General features: G+C 60.2%; 20 protein-coding genes. 8 read left to right on the top strand and 12 right to left on the bottom strand.

Annotated features, from left to right (window positions below):
- Positions 1 to 2 precede the first annotated feature (2 nt).
- The 3 genes from rraA to ppsA form a co-directional block, all read right to left on the bottom strand.
- Positions 3 to 494, bottom strand: a complete 492-nt coding sequence (gene rraA, locus J3D54_RS17800) for a ribonuclease E activity regulator RraA (RefSeq protein WP_105339617.1) — start codon at positions 492 to 494, stop codon at positions 3 to 5.
- Between the two features lie 192 nt (positions 495 to 686).
- Positions 687 to 1,676 carry an alpha/beta fold hydrolase gene (locus J3D54_RS17795; RefSeq protein WP_253420778.1) on the bottom strand — a complete coding sequence of 330 codons (990 nt, stop codon included), beginning with the start codon at positions 1,674 to 1,676 and terminating at the stop codon, positions 687 to 689.
- 93 nt (positions 1,677 to 1,769) lie between these two features.
- Positions 1,770 to 4,145: a phosphoenolpyruvate synthase gene (gene ppsA / locus J3D54_RS17790; RefSeq protein WP_253420775.1), complete on the bottom strand. Its 2,376-nt coding sequence runs from the start codon at positions 4,143 to 4,145 to the stop codon at positions 1,770 to 1,772.
- A 174-nt stretch (positions 4,146 to 4,319) separates the two neighbouring features.
- Here ppsA and J3D54_RS17785 point away from each other — a divergent pair, with 174 nt between their 5' ends.
- Entirely contained in the window at positions 4,320 to 5,138 is an 819-nt protein-coding gene (locus J3D54_RS17785; RefSeq protein WP_253420772.1) for a pyruvate, water dikinase regulatory protein, read from the top strand.
- Positions 5,139 to 5,271: 133 nt separating this feature from the next.
- Here J3D54_RS17785 and prpD read toward each other — a convergent pair whose 3' ends face one another.
- The 6 genes from prpD to J3D54_RS17755 form a co-directional block, all read right to left on the bottom strand.
- Positions 5,272 to 6,756, bottom strand: coding sequence for a 2-methylcitrate dehydratase (prpD, locus tag J3D54_RS17780; RefSeq protein WP_253420769.1), 1,485 nt, complete (start codon positions 6,754 to 6,756; stop codon positions 5,272 to 5,274).
- A 210-nt stretch (positions 6,757 to 6,966) separates the two neighbouring features.
- Positions 6,967 to 8,157, bottom strand: coding sequence for a 2-methylaconitate cis-trans isomerase PrpF (gene prpF, locus J3D54_RS17775; RefSeq protein WP_253420767.1), 1,191 nt, complete (start codon positions 8,155 to 8,157; stop codon positions 6,967 to 6,969).
- Positions 8,158 to 8,209: 52 nt separating this feature from the next.
- Complete coding sequence (acnD, locus tag J3D54_RS17770; RefSeq protein WP_253420764.1) at positions 8,210 to 10,801, bottom strand: Fe/S-dependent 2-methylisocitrate dehydratase AcnD; 2,592 nt, start codon at positions 10,799 to 10,801, stop codon at positions 8,210 to 8,212.
- Positions 10,802 to 11,007: 206 nt separating this feature from the next.
- On the bottom strand, positions 11,008 to 12,135 hold the full coding sequence (gene prpC / locus J3D54_RS17765; RefSeq protein WP_253420761.1) for a 2-methylcitrate synthase: 1,128 nt from the start codon (positions 12,133 to 12,135) through the stop codon (positions 11,008 to 11,010).
- A gap of 43 nt (positions 12,136 to 12,178) precedes the next feature.
- Positions 12,179 to 13,069 carry a methylisocitrate lyase gene (gene prpB, locus J3D54_RS17760; protein ID WP_018925250.1) on the bottom strand — a complete coding sequence of 297 codons (891 nt, stop codon included), beginning with the start codon at positions 13,067 to 13,069 and terminating at the stop codon, positions 12,179 to 12,181.
- Complete coding sequence (locus tag J3D54_RS17755) at positions 13,066 to 13,785, bottom strand: GntR family transcriptional regulator (RefSeq protein WP_172901229.1); 720 nt, start codon at positions 13,783 to 13,785, stop codon at positions 13,066 to 13,068. Before J3D54_RS17755 ends, prpB begins: the two co-directional genes overlap by 4 nt.
- A 300-nt stretch (positions 13,786 to 14,085) precedes the next feature.
- On the opposite strand from J3D54_RS17755, the gene J3D54_RS17750 reads away from it, so the two are divergent.
- The 4 genes from J3D54_RS17750 to pabB all read left to right on the top strand — a co-directional run bounded on the left by J3D54_RS17750 (position 14,086) and on the right by pabB (position 18,732).
- A complete protein-coding gene (locus J3D54_RS17750) occupies positions 14,086 to 14,622 on the top strand; it encodes an ATP-dependent zinc protease (RefSeq protein WP_253420752.1) in 537 nt (178 codons plus the stop codon).
- A 5-nt stretch (positions 14,623 to 14,627) separates the two neighbouring features.
- The gene (locus J3D54_RS17745; RefSeq protein ID WP_253420749.1) at positions 14,628 to 16,163 is read left to right on the top strand and encodes an inactive transglutaminase family protein; all 1,536 of its coding nucleotides are present in this window, start codon (positions 14,628 to 14,630) and stop codon (positions 16,161 to 16,163) included.
- On the top strand, positions 16,163 to 17,149 hold the full coding sequence (locus J3D54_RS17740; RefSeq protein ID WP_018925248.1) for an alpha-L-glutamate ligase-like protein: 987 nt from the start codon (positions 16,163 to 16,165) through the stop codon (positions 17,147 to 17,149). Before J3D54_RS17745 ends, J3D54_RS17740 begins: the two co-directional genes overlap by 1 nt.
- A 245-nt stretch (positions 17,150 to 17,394) precedes the next feature.
- Positions 17,395 to 18,732: an aminodeoxychorismate synthase component I gene (gene pabB, locus J3D54_RS17735; protein ID WP_253420746.1), complete on the top strand. Its 1,338-nt coding sequence runs from the start codon at positions 17,395 to 17,397 to the stop codon at positions 18,730 to 18,732.
- Between the two features lie 167 nt (positions 18,733 to 18,899).
- Here the strand turns inward: pabB and thrH are convergent, their stop codons facing one another.
- Positions 18,900 to 19,517 (bottom strand): bifunctional phosphoserine phosphatase/homoserine phosphotransferase ThrH, encoded by a 618-nt coding sequence (gene thrH, locus J3D54_RS17730; RefSeq protein WP_253420744.1) that lies wholly within the window; start codon positions 19,515 to 19,517, stop codon positions 18,900 to 18,902.
- Between the two features lie 171 nt (positions 19,518 to 19,688).
- Between thrH and J3D54_RS17725 the strand changes: the two genes are divergently transcribed.
- Together J3D54_RS17725 and J3D54_RS17720 are read left to right on the top strand one after the other, a co-directional pair.
- Positions 19,689 to 20,429: a phosphoadenylyl-sulfate reductase gene (locus J3D54_RS17725; protein ID WP_253420741.1), complete on the top strand. Its 741-nt coding sequence runs from the start codon at positions 19,689 to 19,691 to the stop codon at positions 20,427 to 20,429.
- Positions 20,430 to 20,816: 387 nt separating this feature from the next.
- Positions 20,817 to 21,545, top strand: coding sequence for an aspartate/glutamate racemase family protein (locus J3D54_RS17720; RefSeq protein ID WP_253420737.1), 729 nt, complete (start codon positions 20,817 to 20,819; stop codon positions 21,543 to 21,545).
- A 132-nt stretch (positions 21,546 to 21,677) separates the two neighbouring features.
- Here J3D54_RS17720 and J3D54_RS17715 read toward each other — a convergent pair whose 3' ends face one another.
- Complete coding sequence (locus tag J3D54_RS17715; RefSeq protein ID WP_253420734.1) at positions 21,678 to 22,601, bottom strand: LysR family transcriptional regulator; 924 nt, start codon at positions 22,599 to 22,601, stop codon at positions 21,678 to 21,680.
- Positions 22,602 to 22,725: 124 nt separating this feature from the next.
- Between J3D54_RS17715 and J3D54_RS17710 the strand changes: the two genes are divergently transcribed.
- Positions 22,726 to 23,472, top strand: coding sequence for a 3-oxoacyl-ACP reductase family protein (locus J3D54_RS17710; protein WP_253420731.1), 747 nt, complete (start codon positions 22,726 to 22,728; stop codon positions 23,470 to 23,472).
- Positions 23,473 to 23,544: 72 nt separating this feature from the next.
- On the opposite strand, the gene J3D54_RS17705 is transcribed toward J3D54_RS17710, so the two are convergent.
- Positions 23,545 to 24,240 (bottom strand): HAD-IA family hydrolase, encoded by a 696-nt coding sequence (locus J3D54_RS17705; protein ID WP_253420728.1) that lies wholly within the window; start codon positions 24,238 to 24,240, stop codon positions 23,545 to 23,547.
- Positions 24,241 to 24,257: the final 17 nt, after the last annotated feature.

The raw sequence follows: 24,257 nt of genomic DNA, 5'->3' as shown, positions 1-24,257 counted from the left end.
CTTTATTCAGGCATTGCAAGCGGACTTGGCGAAACGATCACGCCGTTATTGTCCGCATAGATGTAGTGGCCCGGATGGAACGTCACACCTGCAAAGGTCACGGCAATGTTGAGTTCACCCACACCGCGCCTGTCGGTTTTCATCGGATGACTGGCCAGGGCCTGAACCCCCAGATCGGTTTGCGCGATGACATCAACGTCGCGGATGCAACCGTAGATCACCAGCCCTTCCCAACCGTTGTTCGCGGCTTTCTCGGCCAGCATGTCGCCCATCAGTGCGCGGCGCAGGGAGCCACCACCGTCGACCACCAGCACTTTGCCGTTGCCCTTGAGCTCGACTTGTTCCTTGACCAGCGAGTTATCTTCGAAACATTTGATGGTCACGATTTCGCCGCCGAAAGAATCACGGCCACCGAAATTGCTGAACATCGGTTCCAACACCTGCACCAGCTCCGGGTAGGCGTCGCACAAGTCAGGCGTAAGGTAATGGTTCATCGAGAAACTCCTGTAACAAGGAAGACAATCGAGTAAGCAGCATACTCGGGCCAGGATTGGGGCGGTGCAAATCACTCCACTCGCACGAACATCACGACCGATTCAGTCACTCAAAGTGACCAGAACCACTCAGCGCGTCACATCTTATCCGCTAGCCGATCAGAGCGGAATGCCCTCCTTAGGGCATCAGGCTCAAATCGCTGCGGCTAAATCCGGCTTTTCGCCCAGCAAAGGCGTCTGTTGATCCACCAGCCAGCGCGCTACCAACGGCCAGACTTCAGTCTGCGCAGCCTTGCTGACCAGCATTTCCACGTGACCGAAATTATCGCCAAAGCCTTGCTCACGGCCAAGGGTGATGAACTGCTTGTGCTCGGAGCCGACTTGATCGAACAGCTTATGGCAGGCCCATGTCGGGTCCTGATGATCGCCCGCGGCGCTTACGGCCAGCACCGGCAACTGCACCTCGGCCAACCCCGCCCACCAGTCTTTGTCGGCATCACCAAAACGGCCGAACAGCCCGTACCAGCGCATGCTTTCCAGGGCCAGGCCAATCGGCTCGTCCTCCGGGCCGCGTTTGAGCCGTGAACCCGACAGTTGGGCAAAACGCTTGAGAATAAAGCGCCCGCTCCACTCCACCGGTGGAAACTTCAACGGCCAGTAGGTGCGGCTGACCTGCGTGCCGAAAAACGCCGCGGAAGCCACGGCGGGCTCGCCCAGGTACTGACCGCCCAATGCCGCAGCCAGGGTAATGCCACCCAGCGAATGGCCGATCCAGTGCGGGATCTGGCCGCTTTGCTCGCGCACGAACGCGCCAATGGCCGGCAAATCGTAACGCGCATAGTCGGCGACGCTGTTCTGGCGATAGTTCTGGTTGCGCTGAGACAGGCCGTGACCGCGCATTTCCGGAATCCACACATCGAATCCCAGACGCGTCAGGTAAGCACCCAGGCCCAAACCTTTGGGAGAGAACCAAAACCGTCGATTGGAAAAGCTGCCGTGCAACAGAATCACCGGCACGCCACGCACCGCCGGCTCATCGGCCAGACCCAAGCGTGTCACAGCCAGTTCGACGGTACCGTCGGGGCTGTTGCCGGGTTTCAAACGATAGACGTCTTCGCTCAGATCGCCGCGCCGCTCGGCGCTGATCAGGGCGACAGGAAATAGGTTGCTGCTACTTTGCATATGCTCTTGCACAAAAAAGGGCGGCATCCCGTTGGAGCCCGCCCTACTTGAATCTTAAAGCCTCGGCCACTTGACCGAGGCCTCATTCACGAATCAGGCCGAAGCCTGACCTTCAGCCAGGAAGAACCAGGTTTCCAGTACGGAATCGGGGTTCAGCGAAACGCTTTCGATGCCCTGCTCCATCAGCCACTTGGCCAGGTCCGGGTGGTCCGAAGGGCCCTGACCGCAGATACCGATGTACTTGCCCGCCTTGTTGCACGCGGCAATGGCGTTGCCCAGCAGTTTCTTGACCGCAGGATTTCGCTCGTCGAACAGGTGAGCGATGATCCCGGAGTCACGGTCCAGGCCCAGGGTAAGCTGGGTCAGGTCGTTGGAGCCGATGGAGAAGCCGTCGAAGAACTCGAGGAACTCTTCAGCCAGGATCGCGTTGGACGGCAGTTCGCACATCATGATCACGCGCAGACCGTTGTCGCCACGGGCCAGACCGTTTTCAGCCAACAGATCGACCACCTGGCTCGCTTCACCCAGAGTACGGACGAACGGCACCATGATTTCAACGTTGGTCAGGCCCATCTCGTTACGCACGCGCTTGAGGGCGCGGCATTCGAGTTCGAAGCAGTCACGGAACGATTCGCTGATGTAACGCGAAGCGCCACGGAAGCCCAGCATCGGGTTTTCTTCTTCCGGCTCGTAGAGTTTGCCGCCGATCAGGTTCGCGTATTCGTTGGACTTGAAGTCCGACAGACGCACGATGACCTTTTTCGGCCAGAACGCTGCCGCCAGGGTGCTGATGCCTTCGACCAGCTTGTCGACATAGAAGCCGACCGGGTCGTTGTAACCGGCAATGCGCTTGTCGACGCTGTCTTTGATTTCCTGCGGCAGGCCGTCGTAGTTCAACAGCGCTTTGGGGTGCACGCCGATCATGCGGTTGATGATGAATTCCAGACGGGCCAGGCCCACACCGGCGTTCGGCAGTTGCGCGAAGTCGAAGGCGCGGTCCGGGTTGCCGACGTTCATCATGATCTTGAACGGCAGATCCGGCATGGCATCAACAGAGTTTTTCTTGATGTCGAAGCCCAGTTCGCCTTCGAAGATGTAGCCGGTGTCGCCTTCAGCGCAGGAAACGGTCACGCCCTGGCCGTCTTTCAACAGCTGGGTGGCGTTGCCGCAACCGACCACGGCCGGGATGCCCAGCTCGCGAGCAATGATCGCCGCGTGACAGGTACGACCGCCACGGTTGGTGACGATGGCGCTGGCGCGCTTCATGACCGGTTCCCAGTCCGGGTCGGTCATGTCGGAAACCAGAACGTCGCCCGGCTGGACTTTGTCCATCTCGGACACGTCCTTGATGATCCGCACCTTGCCGGCGCCGATGCGCTGGCCGATGGCACGACCTTCCACCAGCACGGTGCCGGTTTCTTTCAACAGGTAACGTTCCATGACGTTGGCCTGGGTGCGGCTCTTCACGGTTTCCGGACGGGCCTGCACGATGTACAGCTTGCCGTCGTCGCCGTCTTTGGCCCATTCGATGTCCATCGGGCACTTGTAGTGCTTCTCGATGATCATCGCCTGCTTGGCCAGCTCGCTGACTTCGGCGTCGGTCAGGCAGAAACGCGCGCGATCGGCCTTGTCCACGTCGATGGTCTTGACCGATTTACCGGCGCGGGCTTCGTCGCCGTAGATCATCTTGATGGCTTTGCTGCCCAGGTTGCGACGCAGGATGGCCGGGCGACCAGCTTCCAGCGTGCCTTTGTGGACGTAGAACTCATCCGGGTTCACCGCGCCTTGTACGACGGTTTCACCCAGGCCGTAGGCGCCGGTGATGAACACCACGTCACGGAAGCCCGATTCGGTATCGAGGGTGAACATCACGCCGGCAGTGCCGGTTTCGGAGCGGACCATGCGCTGCACGCCAGCCGACAGGGCCACCAGCTTGTGGTCGAAGCCCTGGTGAACGCGGTAGGAAATGGCGCGGTCGTTGAACAGCGAAGCGAACACCTCTTTGGCGGCGCGAATGACGTTTTCGACACCACGGATGTTCAGGAAGGTCTCCTGCTGACCGGCGAAGGAAGCGTCCGGCAGGTCTTCGGCGGTAGCGGAAGAGCGCACGGCCACGGCCATGTCAGGGTTGCCGGCCGACAGCGTGGCGAACGCGGTGCGGATCTCGGCGTTGAGCTTCTCGGGGAACTCGGCTTCCATGATCCATTGACGGATCTGGGCGCCGGTCTTGGCCAAGGCGTTTACATCATCGACGTCCAGGGCGTCGAGGGCGGCGTGGATCTGATCGTTCAGGCCGCTCAGTTCCAGAAAATCACGATAAGCCTGAGCTGTCGTGGCAAAGCCACCTGGCACCGATACACCGGCACCTGCAAGGTTACTGATCATCTCGCCCAGGGATGCGTTCTTGCCCCCCACATGCTCTACATCATGGACGCCGAGCTTATCGAGGGAAACTACGTACTCTACCAAGGTGATCTCTCCACTAACTGTGTTGGAAAAGCTCAGAAGCCGGCGACTCGGGGGAGCATTTGCCGGCTGTATGGCCTGGACCTGGAAAATAAGTGAGAATGCGGGCCATTGGCGGCCGACAAATCGCGTCTACTATATCCAAGAATCGTCACTAGCTTAAGGCCCAAGGTGCAAATGAAACGATCTGCTTTCTTTATCTCCGATGGCACCGGCATTACCGCCGAAACCCTCGGCCAAAGCCTGCTGGCGCAGTTCGAAAACATTACCTTCAGCAAAATCATACGACCGTACATCGACAACGCTGATAAAGCGCGGGCCATGGTACAACAAATCAACAAAGCGGCCGAAAACGATGGATTTCGTCCGATTATTTTCGACACCATCGTCAATCAGGACATTCGTGAGATTCTCGCAACGTCGAATGGTTTCATGATAGACATTTTCTCGACCTTCCTGGCGCCCCTCGAACAGGAGCTGAGCGAGCATTCTTCCTACACCGTCGGCAAATCCCACTCCATCGGCCACAACTCCAATTACATGGAGCGCATCGAGGCAGTGAACTTCGCACTCGACAATGACGATGGCGCCCGCACCCACTATTACGACAAAGCCGATCTGATACTAGTAGGCGTGTCGCGCTGTGGTAAAACCCCGACGTGTTTGTACATGGCCATGCAATTTGGTATCCGCGCGGCCAATTACCCGCTGACCGAAGACGACATGGAGCGCCTGCAACTGCCGACCGCCCTGCGCGCCCATCAGCACAAGCTGTTCGGCCTGACCATCGACCCGGACCGCCTCACCGCGATCCGCAACGAACGCAAGCCCAACAGCCGTTATTCGAGCTACGCGCAGTGCGAATTCGAAGTGCGCGAGGTGGAGAACCTGTTCCGACGCGAGAACATTCCCCACATCAATTCCACCCATTTCTCGGTGGAAGAGATTTCGGCGAAGATTCTGGTAGAAAAAGGTGTGGAGCGGCGGTTCAAGTAAATTTTCGGCGCCTGTTCCACTGCCATCGCGGGCAAGCCCGCTCCCACAAGATTCTGTGTTGAATGCAAATTTTGCAAACAATGGAGAACCTGTGGGAGCGGGCTTGCCCGCGATTGAACGATAACGCGGTCTCTCAAATCACAAACAAATCCACAAACCGGTTCACCGGCGTTGCTTCCAGCGCAATCTGGTCCTTGCACAGCGCAAGGATTTCCTTGCTTCGCTGCGCCGTGAAGCGCGTCACCAGGTTGGCCTTGAACTTGTCCTCCAGCAACGGAATGCCATCAGCGCGGCGACGGCGATGGCCAATCGGGTACTCCACCACCACGTTTTCGGTGCTGGAGCCGTCCTTGAAGAACACCTGCAGCGCATTGGCAATGGAGCGCTTGTCCGGCTCCAGGTATTCGCGAGTGAAGCGCTGATCTTCAACGATGACCATTTTGTCGCGCAGCACGTCGATGATCGGATGTACAGCATGGAAGTCATCTTCGTATTGCTCGGCCACCAGATTGCCAAACGCCAAGGGTACGGCGGTCATGTACTGAAGGCAGTGATCGCGGTCCGCCGCGTTGGCCAACGGGCCGACCTTGGAGATGATGCGGATCGCCGATTCGTGGGTAGTGATGACAATTTTGTCGATTTCATGCAGGCGATTCCTGACCAATGGGTGCAAGGTGACGGCCGCCTCGCAGGCCGTTTGCGCATGGAACTCGGCGGGAAAGCTGATCTTGAACAGCACGTTTTCCATCACATAGCTGCCGAACGGCCGGGAAAAGCTGAAAGCGCGTTTACCTTCAGGCTTGAGCGCCAGATCGTTGTTGGTGTGGCTGAACAGCACATCGTAGAACCCCCATTGCTTGGCGGTCAGTACGCCGGGAATGCCCATTTCACCGCGCATCGCGATGTCGGCCAGACGCACGCCCCGACTGGTCGCATCCCCTGCCGCCCAGGATTTACGCGACCCGGCGTTCGGCGCATGCCGGTACGTGCGCAGCGCCTGGCCGTCGGCAAAGGCATGGGACAACGCCGACAGCAGTTGCTCGCGATTGGCGCCCATGAGTTTGGCGGTGACGGCGGTTGAAGCGACTTTCACCAGAATCACGTGATCAAGACCGACGCGGTTGAACGAGTTTTCCAGGGCAATCACACCTTGAACTTCGTGAGCCATGATCATGGCCTCCAGCACCGCGCGAACGGTCAGCGGTGCGTCGCCATTGGCCAAGCTTTTTTGCGACAGGTGGTCGGCCACCGCGAGAATACCGCCCAGGTTATCGGACGGATGGCCCCATTCGGCGGCGAGCCATGTGTCGTTGTAGTCGAGCCAGCGGACGATGCAGCCAATGTCCCAAGCAGCCTTGACCGGATCGAGACGATAACTGGTGCCGGGCACGCGGGCACCGAAAGGAACGACGGTGCCTTCGACGATGGGGCCCAGGTGTTTGGTGCATTCGGGGAACCGCAAGGCCAGCAGACCGCAGCCGAGGGTGTCCATCAGGCAATTGCGGGCGGTATCAAGCACCTCGGGAGAGTCGATTTTGAAGTTCAGGACGTAGTCAGCGATGTCCTGCAGGACCGTGTCATAGTCGGGGCGGGTGTTCAGGTCGACGTTGGCGCTCATGTTCGATTCACTCTTGAAGTGTTCGTTGATGGGACCTCGGTTCAGGGGCAATCTTGGTTGGTGACGCCATTCTTATATTGAAATGCAGTCCACTGTGGGAGCGGGCTTGCCCGCGATAGCGCCGTATCAGCCAGCATAGATGCTGAATGTGAAGGCCTCATCGCGGGCAAGCCCGCTCCCACAGGGTTTTGGGTGACGTCTAAATTTATGTCAGAAACAATCACCCGGCACACGGACGTAACCTTCCATCAACACCCGCGCACTGCGGCTCATGATGGCCTTTTTCACTGTCCATTCACCGTTGACCTGAGTGGCCTCGGCGCCCACGCGCAAGGTGCCGGACGGATGGCCGAAGCGCACGGCATTACGCTCTATGCCGCCCGCCGCCAGGTTGACTAGCGTGCCGGAAATCGCCGCCGCCGTGCCGATGGCCACCGCCGCCGTGCCCATCATGGCGTGGTGCAGCTTGCCCATGGACAGCGCACGCACCAGCAGGTCGACGTCGGTTGCCGCAATCGCCTTGCCGCTGGACGCAATGTAATCCGCAGGCTTAGCCACAAAAGCCACCTTAGGCGTGTGCTGACGCTTGGCGGCTTCGTCCAGGTGCTGGATCAGCCCCATGCGTAGCGCGCCGTAAGCACGGATGGTTTCGAACATTGCCAAAGCCTCCAGGTCGCCGTTGATCGCGCCCTGCAACTCGGTGCCGGTGTAGCCGATGTCTTCGGCGTTGATGAAAATGGTCGGGATGCCAGCATTGATCAGGGTGGCCTTGAACGTGCCAACACCCGGCACCTCGAGGTCGTCCACCAGGTTGCCGGTGGGGAACATCGAACCACCGCCCCCCTCCTCTTCCGCCGCCGGGTCCATGAATTCGAGCTGCACTTCGGCCGCCGGAAAGGTCACGCCGTCGAGTTCGAAATCACCGGTTTCCTGCACTTCGCCGTTGGTGATCGGCACATGGGCGATGATGGTCTTGCCAATGTTGGCCTGCCACACGCGCACCACCGCCACACCGTTGTGCGGGATGCGACTGGCGTCGACCAGCCCATTGCTGATGGCGAACGAACCGACCGCCGCCGACAGGTTGCCGCAGTTGCCGCTCCAGTCGACGAAAGGCTTGTCGATGGCGACCTGACCGAACAGATAATCGACATCGTGATCGGCCTTGATGCTTTTCGACAGGATCACGGTTTTGCTGGTGCTGGATGTTGCGCCGCCCATGCCGTCGATTTGTTTTTCATAGGGATCGGGGCTGCCGATCACTCGCAGCAATAACGCGTCACGAGCCGGCCCTGGAATTTGTGCCGCTTCGGGCAAGTCTTGCAGGCTGAAGAACACGCCTTTGCTGGTGCCGCCACGCATGTAGGTGGCGGGGATCTTGATTTGAGGTGTGTGAACCATATTGATCCTTCTCGGCCCGCGCGGGAGCTGAACCCCCGCGCGGCCCATCGTGTTAAACGGCAACCGCCGATTCGAGGAAGTCCTGAGCGAAACGCTGCAACACGCCGCCGGCCTCGTAGATCGACACTTCTTCGGCGGTATCGAGGCGGCAGGTCACCGGCACTTCAACGCGTTCGCCGTTCTTGCGGTTGATCACCAGCGTCAGCGTCGCACGCGGGGTGCGGTCGCCGATCACGTCGTAGGTTTCGCTGCCGTCGATGGCCAGCGTGTGGCGATCAGTGCCCGGTTTGAATTCCAGCGGCAACACGCCCATACCCACCAGGTTGGTGCGGTGAATGCGCTCGAAACCTTCAGCGGCAATCGCTTCCACTCCCGCCAGACGCACACCTTTGGCCGCCCAGTCCCGGGACGAACCCTGGCCGTAGTCGGCGCCTGCGATGATGATCAGCGGTTGCTTGCGCTCCATGTAGGTTTCGATGGCTTCCCACATGCGCATCACTTTGCCTTCCGGCTCCACGCGCGCCAGCGAACCCTGCTTGACCTTGCCGTTTTCCTGCACCATTTCATTGAACAGTTTCGGGTTGGCGAAGGTCGCGCGCTGTGCGGTCAAGTGGTCGCCGCGGTGCGTGGCGTAGGAGTTGAAGTCCTCTTCCGGCAGGCCCATTTTCGCCAGGTATTCGCCCGCTGCGCTGTCGAGCATGATCGCGTTGGAAGGCGACAGGTGATCGGTGGTGATGTTGTCCGGCAGCACCGCCAGCGGGCGCATGCCCTTGAGCGGACGTGCCCCGGCCAGCGCGCCTTCCCAGTACGGCGGACGACGGATGTAGGTGCTCATCTCGCGCCAGTCGTACAGCGGCGTGACTTTCGGGCCGGTGTCTTCGTGGATGGCGAACATCGGAATGTACACCTGGCGGAACTGCTCCGGTTTGACCGAGGCCTTGACCACCGCGTCGATTTCCTCGTCGCTCGGCCAGATGTCTTTCAGGCGGATTTCCTGGCCATCGACCACGCCCAGTACATCCTTTTCGATGTCGAAACGAATGGTGCCGGCGATGGCATAAGCCACCACCAATGGCGGCGATGCGAGGAACGCCTGCTTGGCATATGGGTGAATCCGCCCATCGAAGTTACGGTTGCCGGAGAGTACGGCGGTGGCGTACAGGTCGCGATCGATGATCTCTTGCTGGATCACCGGGTCCAGCGCGCCGGACATGCCGTTGCACGTGGTGCAGGCGAAAGCCACGACACCGAAGCCAAGCTGCTCCAGCTCTTTGGTCAGGCCGGCCTCATCCAGATACAGCGCCACGGTTTTCGAACCGGGCGCCAAGGACGACTTGACCCATGGTTTGCGGGTCAGCCCGAGTTTGTTGGCATTGCGCGCCAGCAGGCCCGCGGCGATGACGTTGCGCGGGTTGCTGGTGTTGGTGCAACTGGTGATGGCGGCGATGATCACCGCGCCATCGGGCATTTGCCCCGGTACATCATCCCATTGGCCAGAGATGCCTTTGGCAGCCAGATCCGAGGTCGCAACACGCGCATGGGGGTTGCTCGGGCCGGCCATGTTGCGCACCACCGAGGACAGGTCGAAGCTCAGCCCGCGCTCATACTGCGCGCCTTTGAGGCTGTCGGCCCACAGGCCAGTCTGTGTGGCGTAGTTCTCGACCAGCTGCACTTGCTCGTCTTCACGCCCGGTGAGTTTCAGGTAGTCGATGGTCTGCCGGTCGATGTAGAACATCGCCGCCGTGGCGCCGTATTCCGGGGCCATGTTGGAAATGGTCGCACGGTCGCCCAAGGTCAGAGCCGACGCCCCTTCGCCGAAAAACTCCAGCCACGCGCCGACGACTTTTTGTTTGCGCAGGTATTCGGTCAGCGCCAGCACCATGTCGGTGGCGGTGATGCCCGGTTGCAGCTTGCCGGCAAGCTCGACGCCAACGCTTTCCGGCAGACGCATCCACGATGCGCGGCCGAGCATCACGCTTTCCGCTTCCAGGCCGCCAACGCCAATGGCGATCACACCCAGCGCATCGACGTGTGGCGTGTGACTGTCGGTGCCGACGCAGGTATCAGGGAAGGCCACGCCGTCGCGCACCTGGATCACCGGCGACATTTTCTCCAGGTTGATCTGGTGCATGATCCCGTTGCCCGGCGGGATCACGTCGACGTTCTTGAAGGCTTTCTTGGTCCAGTTAATGAAGTGGAAACGGTCTTCGTTGCGACGGTCTTCGATGGCGCGGTTCTTTTCGAACGCCTTGGGATCGAAGCCGCCGGACTCGACGGCCAGCGAGTGATCGACGATCAATTGCGTTGGCACCACCGGGTTCACTTGCGCCGGGTCGCCACCTTGCAGGGCGATGGCATCGCGCAGGCCGGCGAGGTCCACCAGGGCTGTCTGGCCGAGAATGTCGTGGCACACCACGCGGGCCGGGAACCACGGGAAGTCGAGGTCGCGTTTGCGCTCGATCAGTTGCTTCAAAGAATCGGTGAGCGTGGCCGGGTCGCAGCGACGCACGAGGTTTTCCGCCAGCACTCGGGAGGTGTACGGCAGGGTGTCGTAGGCGCCTGGCGCAATGGCATCGACCGCCGCACGGACGTCGAAATAATCCAGAGAGCTGCCGGGCAGCGGTTTACGGAATTCAGTGTTCATCGTCAGGACTCGGTCACGGTAATTTCAAAAGGGGGGGCCTGGCACCGGATACGAAGTCAACACCATCCACTGTGGGAGCGGGCTTGCCCGCGATAGCGGTGTATCAGACGACATAGAGGTTGAATGTCAGTCCGCAATCGCGGGCAAGCCCGCTCCCACAGGGATCTGCATTTTGTCCAGATCCCTGCGTCAACACCCTCCCCCGGTCAGCGTTGTTCGATTGGCACGAACTTGCGCTGTTCAACGCCGACATACTCGGCGCTCGGACGGATGATGCGGTTGTTGGCACGTTGTTCGAACACGTGGGCTGCCCAGCCGGTCAGGCGCGAGCAGACAAAAATCGGCGTGAACAACTTGGTCGGGATGCCCATGAAGTGGTACGTCGACGCATGGTAGAAGTCGGCGTTCGGGAACAATTTCTTCTGTTCCCACATGGTTGCGTCGATGGCTTCTGAAACCGGGAACAACACCGTATCGCCCACTTCGTCGGCGAGCTTTTTCGACCAGCCCTTGATCACCTCATTGCGTGGATCGTTGTCCTTATAGATCGCGTGGCCGAAGCCCATGATCTTGTCCTTGCGTGCCAGCATGTCGAGGGTGCCCTCGACCGCCTCTTCCGGTGAGCTGAAGCGCTCGATCATTTCCATTGCCGCTTCGTTGGCGCCGCCATGCAGCGGACCGCGCAGGGAACCGATGGCGGCGGTAACGCAGGAATACAGATCCGACAGCGTCGAGGCACACACCCGGGCGGTGAAGGTCGAGGCGTTGAACTCGTGTTCCGCGTAGAGGATCAGCGAAACGTTCATCACCTTGACGTGCAATTCGCTCGGCTTCTTGTCGTGCAACAGGTGCAGGAAATGGCCGCCGATGCAGGCTTCATCGGTCACGCAATTGATGCGTTTGCCGTCGTGGCTGAAGCGATACCAGTAGCACATGATCGCCGGGAACGCGGCCAGCAGGCGATCGGTTTTGTCATGCTGCTCGGAGAAGTCTTTCTCCGGCTCGATGTTGCCCAAAAACGAGCAACCGGTGCGCATCACATCCATCGGATGGGCGTCCGCGGGGATGCGCTCCAGCACTTCTTTCAGCGCTTGCGGCAGGTCGCGCAGCTTGCTGAGTTTCTGGGTGTAGGCAGCGAGTTGCGCCTGGGTTGGCAGCTCGCCGTACAGCAGCAGGTAAGCCACTTCTTCGAACTGTGCGTCAGCCGCCAGTTCGCGCACGTCGTAGCCGCGATAGGTCAGGCCGGCACCCGACTGGCCTACGGTGGACAGTGCGGTTTGCCCGGCCACCTGGCCACGGAGCCCGGCGCCACTGAGTATTTTTGCTTCGGCCATTGCTGTCTCCAGTTTTCTTGAATTTGTCAGGGAGTTCTTCGACTTACTTCTTCGCGGCGAACAACGCATCGAGCTTCTGCTCGAACGTGTGGTAATCGATGCGATCGTAAAGCTCCATGCGCGTCTGCATGGTGTCGATGACGTTCTGTTGGGTGCCGTCGCGGCGGATCGCGGTGTAGACGTTTTCCGCCGCCTTGTTCATGGCGCGGAAGGCCGACAGCGGGTACAACACCAGCGACACGTCGGCGCCGGCGAGCTGCTCCGTGGTGTACAGCGGCGTCGCGCCGAATTCGGTGATGTTGGCCAGGATCGGCGCTTTCACGCGGCTGGCGAACAGTTTGTACATCTCAAGCTCGGTGATCGCTTCCGGAAAGATCATGTCGGCACCGGCCTCGATGCACGCGGCGGCACGATCCAGTGCAGACTCCAGACCTTCCACCGCCAGGGCATCGGTGCGGGCCATGATCACGAAGCTGTCGTCGGTGCGGGCATCGACGGCCGCTTTGATGCGGTCGACCATTTCCTGCTGCGAGACGATCTCTTTATTAGGACGGTGACCGCAGCGCTTGGCGCCGACCTGGTCTTCGATGTGAATTGCTGCCGCGCCAAACTTGATCATCGACTTGACGGTACGGGCGACGTTGAACGCCGAGGAACCAAAGCCGGTGTCCACGTCCACCAACAGCGGCAGGTCGCAGACATCGGTGATACGGCGCACGTCGGTCAGCACATCATCCAGGCCAGTAATGCCCAAGTCCGGCACGCCGAGGGAGCCGGCAGCCACCCCGCCCCCCGACAGGTAAATAGCCTTGAAACCGGCGCGCTTGGCCAGCAGGGCGTGGTTGGCGTTGATCGTGCCGACCACTTGCAGCGGATGCTCGCTGGCGACCGCATCGCGGAAACGCTGGCCTGGAGTGCTCTTGTTGGAACTCATGACTCACCTCGTTCAGTGGCTGTCGGGTTAGCGCCGTCCTGGTAGTGACGGGCGATATTGCGTTTGGAGGCGCCGATGTGACGGCGCATCAACAACTCGGCCAACTCACCGTCACGGTCGGCGATGGCATCGAGAATTCGGTGGTGCTCGGCAAACGCCTGGCGTGGCCGATTGGGCGTGGTGGAAAACTGGATGCGGTACATGCGCACCAGTTGATACAGCTCGCCGCAGAGCATCTGAGTCAGGGTGCGGTTGCCGCTGCCCTGAATGATCCGGTAATGAAAGTCGAAATCGCCTTCCTGCTGGTAATAGCCGACACCCGCCTGAAACGCCGCATCGCGCTCGTGGGTTTCCAGCACCCGGCGCAATTCGTCGATTTCTTCGACGGTCATGCGCTCGGCCGCCAAACGGCAGGCCATGCCTTCCAGGGATTCACGGATTTCGTAGAGTTCCAGCAGTTCGGCGTGGCTCAGCGACACCACCCGCGCCCCGACGTGCGGCACGCGAACCAGCAGGCGCTGACCTTCCAGGCGGTGGATCGCCTCACGCAACGGCCCGCGGCTGATGCCGTAGGTGCGCGCCAGCTCCGGCTCGGAGATTTTGCTGCCCGGGGCGATCTCGCCCTTGACGATGGCCGCCTGAATGCGTCGGAAGACATTTTCGGAAAGTGTTTCCGAGTCGTCCTGAACCGTGACCGGGGGATCGAGTTGATCCAGCATATTGTCGACACCTTTAAAATCAATTCCGCAAAAACTAGCGAATAAGGTCTGTTACGTCAAAGGATAAATAGACATTGTCGACAATCGTCTAATAACCGCTTGCACCATAACGAAGCAGCGCCTGCGGTTACAGCCGTCCGTGAGCGCTGGCGCCATAAACCCACCGTGCTAGAATGCCGCCCGCATTTGCTTGTCATCTGCATTGCCTGTCATAAAAAAAGGATAGGCATACGAGGGAGCTTGTGCAGCAATGCCAGGGCCTTGAATTGAAGAACGGACCGCTGCGCATCAGGATTTATGAGACTCAAGCTCTTCACCACGCTCCTTTGTCTTCTTGGCTTGTCAGGTTTCGCCGCGGCAGGGGAAAAGACTGTATACGGCCTCAATGAGTACGCTTCGCTGGACGGCATCAATCTGCAAGTCGCCGCCAAGCTCGACACCGGGGCGAAAACCGCCTCGCTGAGCGCCCGAGACATCAAACGTTTCAAACGCAATGGCGAATCCTGGGTGCGCTTCTATCTGGCCATCGACGCCGCACATTCGCACCCGATCGAACGACCGCTGGCCCGTGTCAGCAAGATCAAGCGCCGGGCCGGTGACTACGACCCGGAAGCAGGCAAGAAGTACACCGCCCGTCCGGTCATCGAGCTGGAAATCTGCATGGGTTCGGCTTTACGCAGTATCGAAGTGAACTTGACCGACCGCAGCGCCTTCCAATATCCGCTCCTGATCGGCTCCGAGGCACTCAAACGTTTCGATGCGCTGGTCGATCCAAGTCTTAAATACGCTGCTGGCAAACCTGCCTGCGCTACCGACGCACATACCGCAGAGTAATTCCAATGCGCTCTCTTACCCTTCATCTGAAATTGCTCATCGCCATCCTGGTGGTGCTGGGCATTTCAGTTACGGCCTATCAGATTTTCGTGCTCGGTATTCCGGTGACTGAAGACGCCACGGACGACTTGTGGAACATCGACGCCAAGGTCGAGTTCGTCGCCAACGCCAAAGACCCGATCAAGATCCAGATGTTCGTGCCGCCGCTGAGTCGCGACTACGTGAGCCTCAACGAGAGTTTCATTTCCAATAACTACGGTGTGGCGGTGAACCGTATCGACGGCAACCGCAAGGTCACCTGGTCGGCGCGCCGGGCCAAGGGCAACCAGACCCTTTATTACCGCTTGGTGCTGACCAAGCGTTACACCGGTGAAAAATCCAAGGTCAAAGGGCCGACTTTCCGCGACAGCATCGCCGTCGAAGGCCCGGAAAAAATCGCCGCCGAAGCCCTGCTCGCGCCGATCCGCCAGCATTCGGCTGACGTCGAAACCTTCATCGGCGAAGCCATCAAGCGTGTCAACAATCTCAACGACGACAACGTGAAACTGCTGCTGGCCGGCGATCCGTCCACCGCGAACAAAGCCAAAATCGTCGAGCTGGTACTGTCCATCGCCCACGTCCCGGTGGAAAAGGTCCACACCATCCGCCTGGTGGCCGACCAGCCGCAAATGCCTGAACTCTGGCTGCGCAGCTTCAACGGCACCGACTGGCTGTACTTCAACCCGGAAACCGGCGAACAGGGCCTGCCCACCGACCGCCTGCTGTGGTGGACCGGCGATGAAAACCTGATCACCGTCGATGGCGGCAAGAAAGCCAACGTCACCTTCAGCCTGAACAACAGCGAAATGAACGCCATTCGCCTGGCCAAGCTGACCGACGAAAACTCCGACGCCAATTTCCTCGATTACTCGCTGTACGGCCTGCCGTTGCAAACCCAGCAGACCTTCATGATCATGGTGATGATCCCGATCGGCGTGCTGGTGATCCTGATCCTGCGCAACCTGATCGGCATTCAGACACTCGGCACCTTTACCCCGGTGCTGATCGCCCTCGCCTTCCGGGAAACCCAGCTCGGCTTCGGCATCGTGCTGTTTACCATCATCACGGCGCTGGGGCTGTCGCTGCGTTCCTACCTTGAACATTTGAAACTGCAAATGCTGCCGAGGCTGTCGGTGGTGCTGACCTTCGTGGTGGTGCTAATCGCGGCGATCAGCCTGTTCAGCCACAAACTCGGCCTGGAGCGCGGGTTGTCGGTGGCGTTGTTCCCGATGGTGATTCTGACCATGACCATCGAACGCCTGTCGATCACCTGGGAAGAGCGCGGTGGCGGCCATGCCATGAAAGTGGCGATCGGCACGCTGTTCGCCGCCTCCCTGGCGCACCTGATCATGAGCGTGCCGGAACTGGTGTACTTCGTATTCACCTTCCCGGCGGTCCTGCTGATCCTGGTGGGCTTCATGCTGGCCATGGGTCGTTATCGCGGCTACCGCCTGACCGAACTGGTGCGCTTCAAGGCTTTCCTGAAGGAGGTTGACGCCTGATGTTCGGTCTCTGGAAGACCTGGAAAGCCCTGGAGGCCCGGGGCATCATGGGGATCAATCGGCGTAACGCCGACTACGTGCTCAAGTACAACAAGCGCAGCCTGTACCCGATCGTCGATGACAAGATCATCACCAAGGAGCGCGCCATCGCCGCCGGCATCCACGTGCCGGAGCTGTACGGCGTGATCTCCACCGAGAAGGAAATCGATAACCTCAAGGAGATCATCGGCGGACGCACCGACTTCGTGATCAAGCCGGCCCAAGGTGCCGGCGGCGACGGCATCATTGTGGTTGCCGACCGGTTCGAGGGGCGCTATCGCACAGTGTCCGGCAAGATCATCGACCATGAGGAACTCGAGCACCATATCTCGAGCATCCTCACCGGCCTGTATTCCCTGGGCGGGCACCGCGACCGTGCGCTGATCGAATACCGCGTGACCCCAGACCAGATCTTCAAAAGCATCAGCTATGAAGGCGTGCCGGACATCCGCATCATCGTGCTGATGGGCTATCCGGTGATGGCCATGTTGCGCCTGCCGACGCGCCAGTCCGGCGGCAAGGCCAACCTGCACCAGGGCGCCATTGGCGTCGGTGTCGATCTGGCCACCGGCCTGACACTGCGCGGCACCTGGCTGAACAACATCATCAACAAACACCCGGACACCACCAACGCGGTAGATGGTGTGCAACTGCCCTACTGGGACGGTTTCATGAAACTTGCCGCCGGCTGTTATGAGCTGTGTGGGCTGGGTTATATCGGTGTCGACATGGTGCTCGACCAGGAAAAAGGACCGCTGATTCTCGAGCTCAACGCCCGGCCTGGGTTGAACATTCAGATCGCCAACGATTGCGGGCTGACGTCGCGTACCCACGCGGTCGAGGCGCGACTCGAAGAGCTGAAGGCGCGCGGGATCACCGAAACGGCGCAGGAACGTGTGGCGTTCGTTCAAGAATTGTTTGGGCATATTCCGACGATTGAGGGCTGACCTGTGGCGAGGGGGCTTGCCCCCGTTCGGCTGCGCAGCAGTCGTAAAACCGGCTAATGCGGGTTATCTGATACACCGGGGGAGAATGACGTGGGGTCGCTGCGCAACCCAACGGGGGCAAGCCCCCTCGCCACAGGTCTTGCGCAGCTGCTCTCAACCTGCCAATCCCCGACATCCCCTCTAGGAGCAAATCCTGCAGAGGACTACAATCGCTCCCCCGCCTCGATGGCTGATCTGCCCCGCCCATGTTGACCTGTTCCGTACACCCGCTGCCCTATCGCGCCAACCCCGCCGAGTACTTCGCGGCGATTCGTCACGCCCCCGGTGCCGTGCTGCTCGACAGCGGCCGGCCCAGCGCCGAACGTGGGCGTTTTGACCTGCTCAGCGCCTGGCCGCTGGAGCAACTGACGGTGTTGCCGGATGAAAGCGGCAGCCATTTCCTGCAACGCCTTCGCAATAACCTCACACGGCTCGGTGAAGCAACTGTCCCTGACGACCTGCCCTTCGCCGGCGGCCTGATCGGCTACCTGAGCTACGACTTCGGCCGGCATCTGGAAAACCTGCCGAGCCAGGCAAGGGACGACCTGCAGTTGCCCGACGCACGTTTCGGGCTCTACGCCTGGGCATTGATCAGCGATCACCACATGGCCACCAGTCAATTGGTGTTCCACCCGACACTGATCGATAGCGAACGACAACGACTGATCGAACTCTTCGCTCAACCCGCGACCGAGAACATCGAGCCATTCAAACTGGACGGCCCGATGAGCGCCGACCTGAGCGCCGAAGACTATCGGCAAGCTTTCGAACGCATTCAGCAGTACATCCAGGCCGGCGACTGCTATCAGGTCAACTTCGCCCAGCGCTTTCGCGCCCAATGTCAGGGCGATCCGTGGGCGGCCTATTGCGCACTGCGGGCGGCCTGCCCGACACCGTTTTCCGGCTTCCAGTGCCTGCCCGACGGCGGCGCGGTGCTGAGCCTGTCGCCGGAGCGCTTCGTCAAAGTCAGCGAACGCCACGTCGAAACCCGCCCGATCAAAGGCACCCGCCCGCGCGGCCTGACTGCTGCCGAAGATGCGGCGAACGCCGCCGAACTGCTGGCCAGCCCCAAGGACCGCGCGGAAAACCTGATGATCGTCGATCTGCTGCGTAACGATCTGGGTCGTACCTGCCGCATCGGTTCGGTACGGGTGCCGGAATTGTTCAGCCTGGAAAGCTACCCGAACGTGCATCACCTGGTGAGCAGCGTTACCGGCGAACTGGCGGATGACAAGGATGCACTGGATTTGATCGCCGGCAGCTTCCCCGGCGGCTCGATTACCGGCGCACCGAAGATTCGCGCCATGCAAATCATCGATGAGCTGGAACCTACGCGTCGCGGGTTGTACTGCGGCTCATTGCTGTATCTGGACGTACGCGGGGAGATGGACAGTTCCATCGCCATCCGCAGCTTGCTGGTCAAGGATGGGCAGGTCTGCTGCTGGGGCGGCGGCGGGATCGTCGCGGATTCGGACTGGCAGGCGGAATATCAGGAGTCGATAACCAAGGTGAAGGTGTTGCTCGATACCTTGCAGAACCTCTGATACCGCACTTCTGTGGCGAGGGGGCTTGCCCCCGTTGGGGTGCGAAGCGCCCCTAAAACCCGACACCGCGAATCTTCAAATAGAACGCATGCACCGGTTTGCGACTGCTTCGCAGCCGAACGGGGCGATGCGGCGTTCCGACAAGCCCCCTCGCCACAGTGTTGTGTTTACAAACTCAAGGTCCTGTTGGAAGCCTTGATGAATTCCTGTTTCAACTCGGCAAAGCTGTGCACCGCCGGGAACTGCGGGAACTCGCGAATCACATTGTCCGGCGCATGGAACAGAATCCCGGCATCCGCCTCGCCCAGCATCGTGGTGTCGTTGTAGGAGTCACCCGCCGCGATCACTCGGTAGTAGAGGCTCTTGAACGCCAAAACCGACTGGCGTTTGGGATCTTTCTGACGCAACTGATAGCCCGTGACCCGACCGGTATCGTCAGTCATCAGACGATGGCAAAGCAACGTAGGGAAGCCCAGTTGACGCATCAGCGGCTGGGAGAATTCGTAAAAGGTGTCCGACAGAATCACCACCTGAAAGCGCTCACGCAGCCAGTCGACAAATTCGCTGGCGCCTTCCAGAGGCTTGAGCGTGGCGATCACTTCCTGGATGTCGGAGAGCTTCAGGCCGTGCTCGTCGAGAATCCGCAAGCGCTGCTTCATCAACACGTCGTAGTCGGGAATGTCCCGAGTGGTGGCCCGGAGGGACTCGATCCCGGTTTTTTCGGCAAAGGCGATCCAGATTTCCGGGACCAGCACACCTTCAAGATCCAGACAGGCAATTTCCACAAGACACTCCCATTGGTATTGTTTATGAGTCGAGCGAGCAAAAGGACTGCCGAACTCTAGCGACTCGCCCCCCTCCGCGCAACGCAGAGGGGGCACCAGCCGCCGCAGGATTTTGTTACCATCGGCACATATAGAGCGCCCAGCGCCACCGACCTGTAGGAAGCCGCCCTGATGAGCCCATCGTTCGATGTCGTGGAACTCGCCACGACTTATGCCAACAAATCCGCCCAGGACATCCTGAAACTCGCGTTCGCCGAGTTCGGCGATGACCTGTGGATATCTTTCAGCGGCGCCGAGGATGTGGTGCTGGTGGACATGGCCTGGAAGCTGAACAAGAACGTCAAAGTGTTCAGCCTCGACACCGGCCGCTTGCATCCCGAGACCTACCGCTTCATCGAGCAGGTGCGTGAGCACTACAAGATCGATATCGAGGTGGTATCGCCGGACTACACCAAACTCGAACCTTTTGTGAAGGAAAAAGGCCTGTTCAGCTTCTACAAGGACGGCCATGGCGAGTGCTGCGGTATTCGCAAGATCGAGCCGCTGCGTCGCAAACTGTCTGGCGTGACCGCTTGGGCCACCGGCCAGCGTCGGGACCAGAGCCCAGGCACCCGCAGCGCCGTCGCGGTGCTGGAAATCGACACCGCGTTTTCCACCCCGGAACGTACCCTGTACAAGTTCAACCCGTTGGCACAGATGACCAGCGAAGAGATATGGGGTTACATCCGCATGCTGGAGTTGCCGTACAACAGCCTGCATGAACGCGGGTTCATCAGCATTGGTTGCGAGCCTTGCACCCGTCCGGTGCTGCCGAACCAGCATGAGCGCGAAGGTCGTTGGTGGTGGGAAGAAGCCACGCAGAAAGAATGCGGGCTGCATGCCGGGAACATCATCGGCAAGTCCAAAGCTTAAAATATCGCAGCCTGCGGCAGCTCCTACAGATGAGCACTATTCCCCTGTAGGAGCTGGCGAAGCCTGCGATCCTTTGATCTTAAAAAATGTGTACACAGAAATGTCACCATAAGCGCCATAGCTGTGCGCACTTTTTGTTTATACGCCCCAAAAAGTTACATCCCTCTGGCCCTGACTCCCTCAGTCGATCATTCCCATACAACCCCCATCGAAATAGCTGATTGGCGCCGGTATTGCAGGGATGCTCTACCTGATCATCGCCAAACGGCAGCCTTACTACGCAGATGTCAGCGGTGAAGCCATCTCGGTCGATAACGTCAGCCATTGATCCCCGGGCGGCCCGCCAACGTCGGGCCGCAGAACCACCTCGCTATAAAAGGACCTCCCATGCGAATTCTCGTGGTCAACGTCAACACCACCGAATCCATTACTCAGGCCATCGCCCGTCAAGCGCAGTCCGTGGCCGCGCCCGGCACGGAAATCATCGGCCTGACCCCGCATTTCGGCGCCGATTCCATTGAAGGCAATTTCGAGAGCTACCTGGCCGCCATCGCCGTGATGGACCGGGTCATGTCCTACGACCAGCCCTTCGATGCGGTGATTCAGGCCGGCTATGGCGAGCACGGCCGCGAAGGTTTGCAGGAGTTGCTCAACGTGCCGGTGGTGGACATCACCGATGCCGGCGCCAGCACCGCGATGTTCCTCGGCCATGCCTATTCGGTGGTCACCACCCTGGACCGCACCGTGCCGCTGATCGAGGATCGCCTCAAACTCTCCGGGCTCTGGGACCGTTGTGCGTCGGTGCGGGCCAGTGGGCTGGCGGTGCTGGAGCTGGAGTCCGATCCAGAGCGTGCGCTGAAGGCGATTGTCCGCCAGGCGGAATTGGCGGTGAGCGAAGACAAGGCCGAGGTAATTTGCCTGGGCTGCGGCGGCATGGCCGGGCTGGATGAACAGATTCGTCAGCGCACCGGTGTGCCGGTGGTGGATGGCGTGACGGCGGCGGTGACCATTGCCGAATCACTGGTGCGGTTGGGGTTGTCGACGTCGAAAGTGCGGACGTATGCGACGCCGCGACCGAAGACCATTATGGGTTGGCCGGGGCGGTTTGGGCGCTAGACCGCGTTATCGTTCATCGCGGACAAGCCCGCTCCCACAGGTTTTGCGTCGTTTACATCACCCTGGTACGACACAAAACCCTGTGGGAGCGAGGCTTGCCCGCGATGGCCACACCTCGGTCTTAAGCCATATTCAAAGCGCACTAAACCGCTGTCCCAACCCCCGCTCGGCAAACTGTTCAATGATGAAATCGACAAACGCCCGGGTCTTGCCCGGCAGCAGTTTGTGCTCGGCGTAATAGATGGAGATGTTGCCATCGTCGACGTACCAGTCGGGCAACACCCGCTGCAAGGTCCCGGCGTCCAGATAGCCCACGGCGAATGGCATGCTCACCAGCGCAATGCCCAAACCCTGGGCCGCCGTGGCGCAGGCCGCTTCCGAATCGCTCATGGTCATCCGCGCCTTGAGCATCAGCGGATTGTGTTGCCGGTTGCGACTGGTCAACTGCCAGGAACGCACGCGCCCCGTCTGCGGCGACCGTATCAGGATGCCATCGTGGTGCTGCAGGTCGTCGGGCTCGATGATCGCCTCGTACCCCGCCAGGTATTCGGCTGAAGCCACCAACACTCGATGGGCGGGCGTCAGCTTGCGCGCCACCACGCCCTGAGGCAGTTCGAATCCGCCACCAATCGCCGCATCGAAGCCCTGGCCGATCAGGTCGACCTGACGGTTGTCGAAATGCCAGTCGGGATTGATCGCCGGAAAGCGCCGCAAAAACTCTCCAAGCAACGGCACGATGTACAAACGCCCGAACACCGTGCCCATGCTGACCTTCAGCGTTCCCGCCGGACGTCCTTCGGCGCTGGCCAGGTTGGCCACGGCATTCTGGATCGTGTGCAGGCTGGTGCTGACTTCGCCGAGAAACAGCTGGCCGGCCTCGGTCAGCGTCAGGCTACGCGTGCTACGCTGGAACAACCGCACGCCGAGTCGCGCCTCCAGCTTGGCGACACTCTTGCCCACCGCCGCCGGTGTCAGGCTCAAGCGCCGCGCGGCTTCGGCGAAGCTGCCGACCTCGGCGCTGCGCACGAAGCATTCGATACTGCTGAAGGTTTCCATAAGCGCCACTATAAACTTCTGGTTTACACAGACTATAGCAATCACGGTCTACCCCGAGGGTAATGCGAAGCCGATACTCGACTCCGACAACATGGCAGCCTGCCTTGAACTTCTGGAGATCGACATGACCACTCAACACCTCAGCGGCAAAGTAGCTCTGATTCAAGGCGGTTCACGCGGCATCGGTGCTGCCATCGTCAAACGCCTGGCCGCCGAAGGCGCAGCCGTCGCCTTCACCTATGTCAGCTCTACCGCCAAAGCCGAAGACCTGCAAAACAGCATCATCTCCGCCGGCGGCAAAGCCTTGGCCATCAAGGCCGACAGCACCGATGCAGTGGCCATTCGCAATGCCGTCAACGCCACCGTCGAAGCCTTCGGTCGCCTGGACATCCTGGTCAACAACGCAGGCGTTCTGGCCATCGCACCGCTGGAAGACTTCAAACTCGAAGACTTCGACCAAACCCTGGCCATCAATGTACGCAGCGTGTTCATCGCCACCCAGGAAGCGGCCAAACATATGACCGAAGGCGGTCGCATCATCAACATCGGCAGCACCAATGCCGAGCGCATGCCTTTCGCCGGTGGCGGCCCGTACGCCATGAGTAAATCGGCGCTGGTCGGCCTGACCAAAGGCCTGGCTCGCGACCTCGGCCCACGAGGTATCACCATCAACAACGTGCAACCGGGCCCGGTCGACACCGATATGAACCCTGCCAGCGGCGACTTCGCTGATAGCCTGATCCCGCTGATGGCCGTGGGTCGCTACGGCAAAGCGGAAGAAATCGCCAGCTTCGTCGCCTACCTTGTCGGTCCCGAAGCCGGCTACATCACCGGTGCCAGCCTGACCATCGACGGTGGTTTCGGCGCCTGATACACCGCTCGGCTGAAATAAAAACGCCGGCAATCGATTGCCGGCGTTTTTGTGGCAGGGATTATCGAATGGTCAGGCCCACTCAAGCGCCGGCAAGCCACATGCGCTGGGCTTGAACGCCTTCAACGTACGAAGAATGCCATCGGCGTGTGCGTACTTTTCGTCGGCCATCGCCGCATCCGGTACCGCAATCGCCGTCATTCCTGCCGCTTTGGCTGCAGTGACGCCGAACGGCGAATCCTCGAACACCAGACAATCCTGGGGCGCGACCCCAAGACGTCGCGCCGCCGTCAGGAAAATATCCGGCGCCGGTTTCGCCGCCCCCACTTCCGGGTCGTCAGCGGTGACGATGAAGTCAAACAGCGCGAACCAGTCGCGGTGCAAGGTGGTTTTCTGACCAAACGACTGACGCGAAGAACTGGTGCCCACCGCGATAGGAACGTTGTTGGCCTTCAAGTGCCGAACCAGTTCCTCTGCACCGGGCATCGCCAGCGCCGTCGGAAAACGCTCGCGCATCAAGGGCTCGCGGATCACCAGAAACTCTTCGGCAGTGATCGGCAGGTCCAGCGCCTCGACCACATAGCGCGCCAGATCACCCGCGCCACGGCCGATGATGTTCTGTTTGACGCTCCAGTCGAAGGTCCGCCCATAGCGCTCGGCAATGATGGACGTGACCTCGGTGTAAATGCCCTCGGTGTCCAGCAGCAAACCGTCCATATCGAAAATCACGGCCTTGATCGGACCGAACTCATCCAAGGGTGCACTCATCGCATCTGATCCGTTTT

The organism is Pseudomonas sp. GGS8, from assembly GCF_024168645.1.
Classification (GTDB): Bacteria; Pseudomonadota; Gammaproteobacteria; order Pseudomonadales; family Pseudomonadaceae; genus Aquipseudomonas.
The sequence above is the reverse complement of the archived record's forward strand: the minus strand, read 5'-3'. Positions and strand labels throughout refer to the sequence as shown.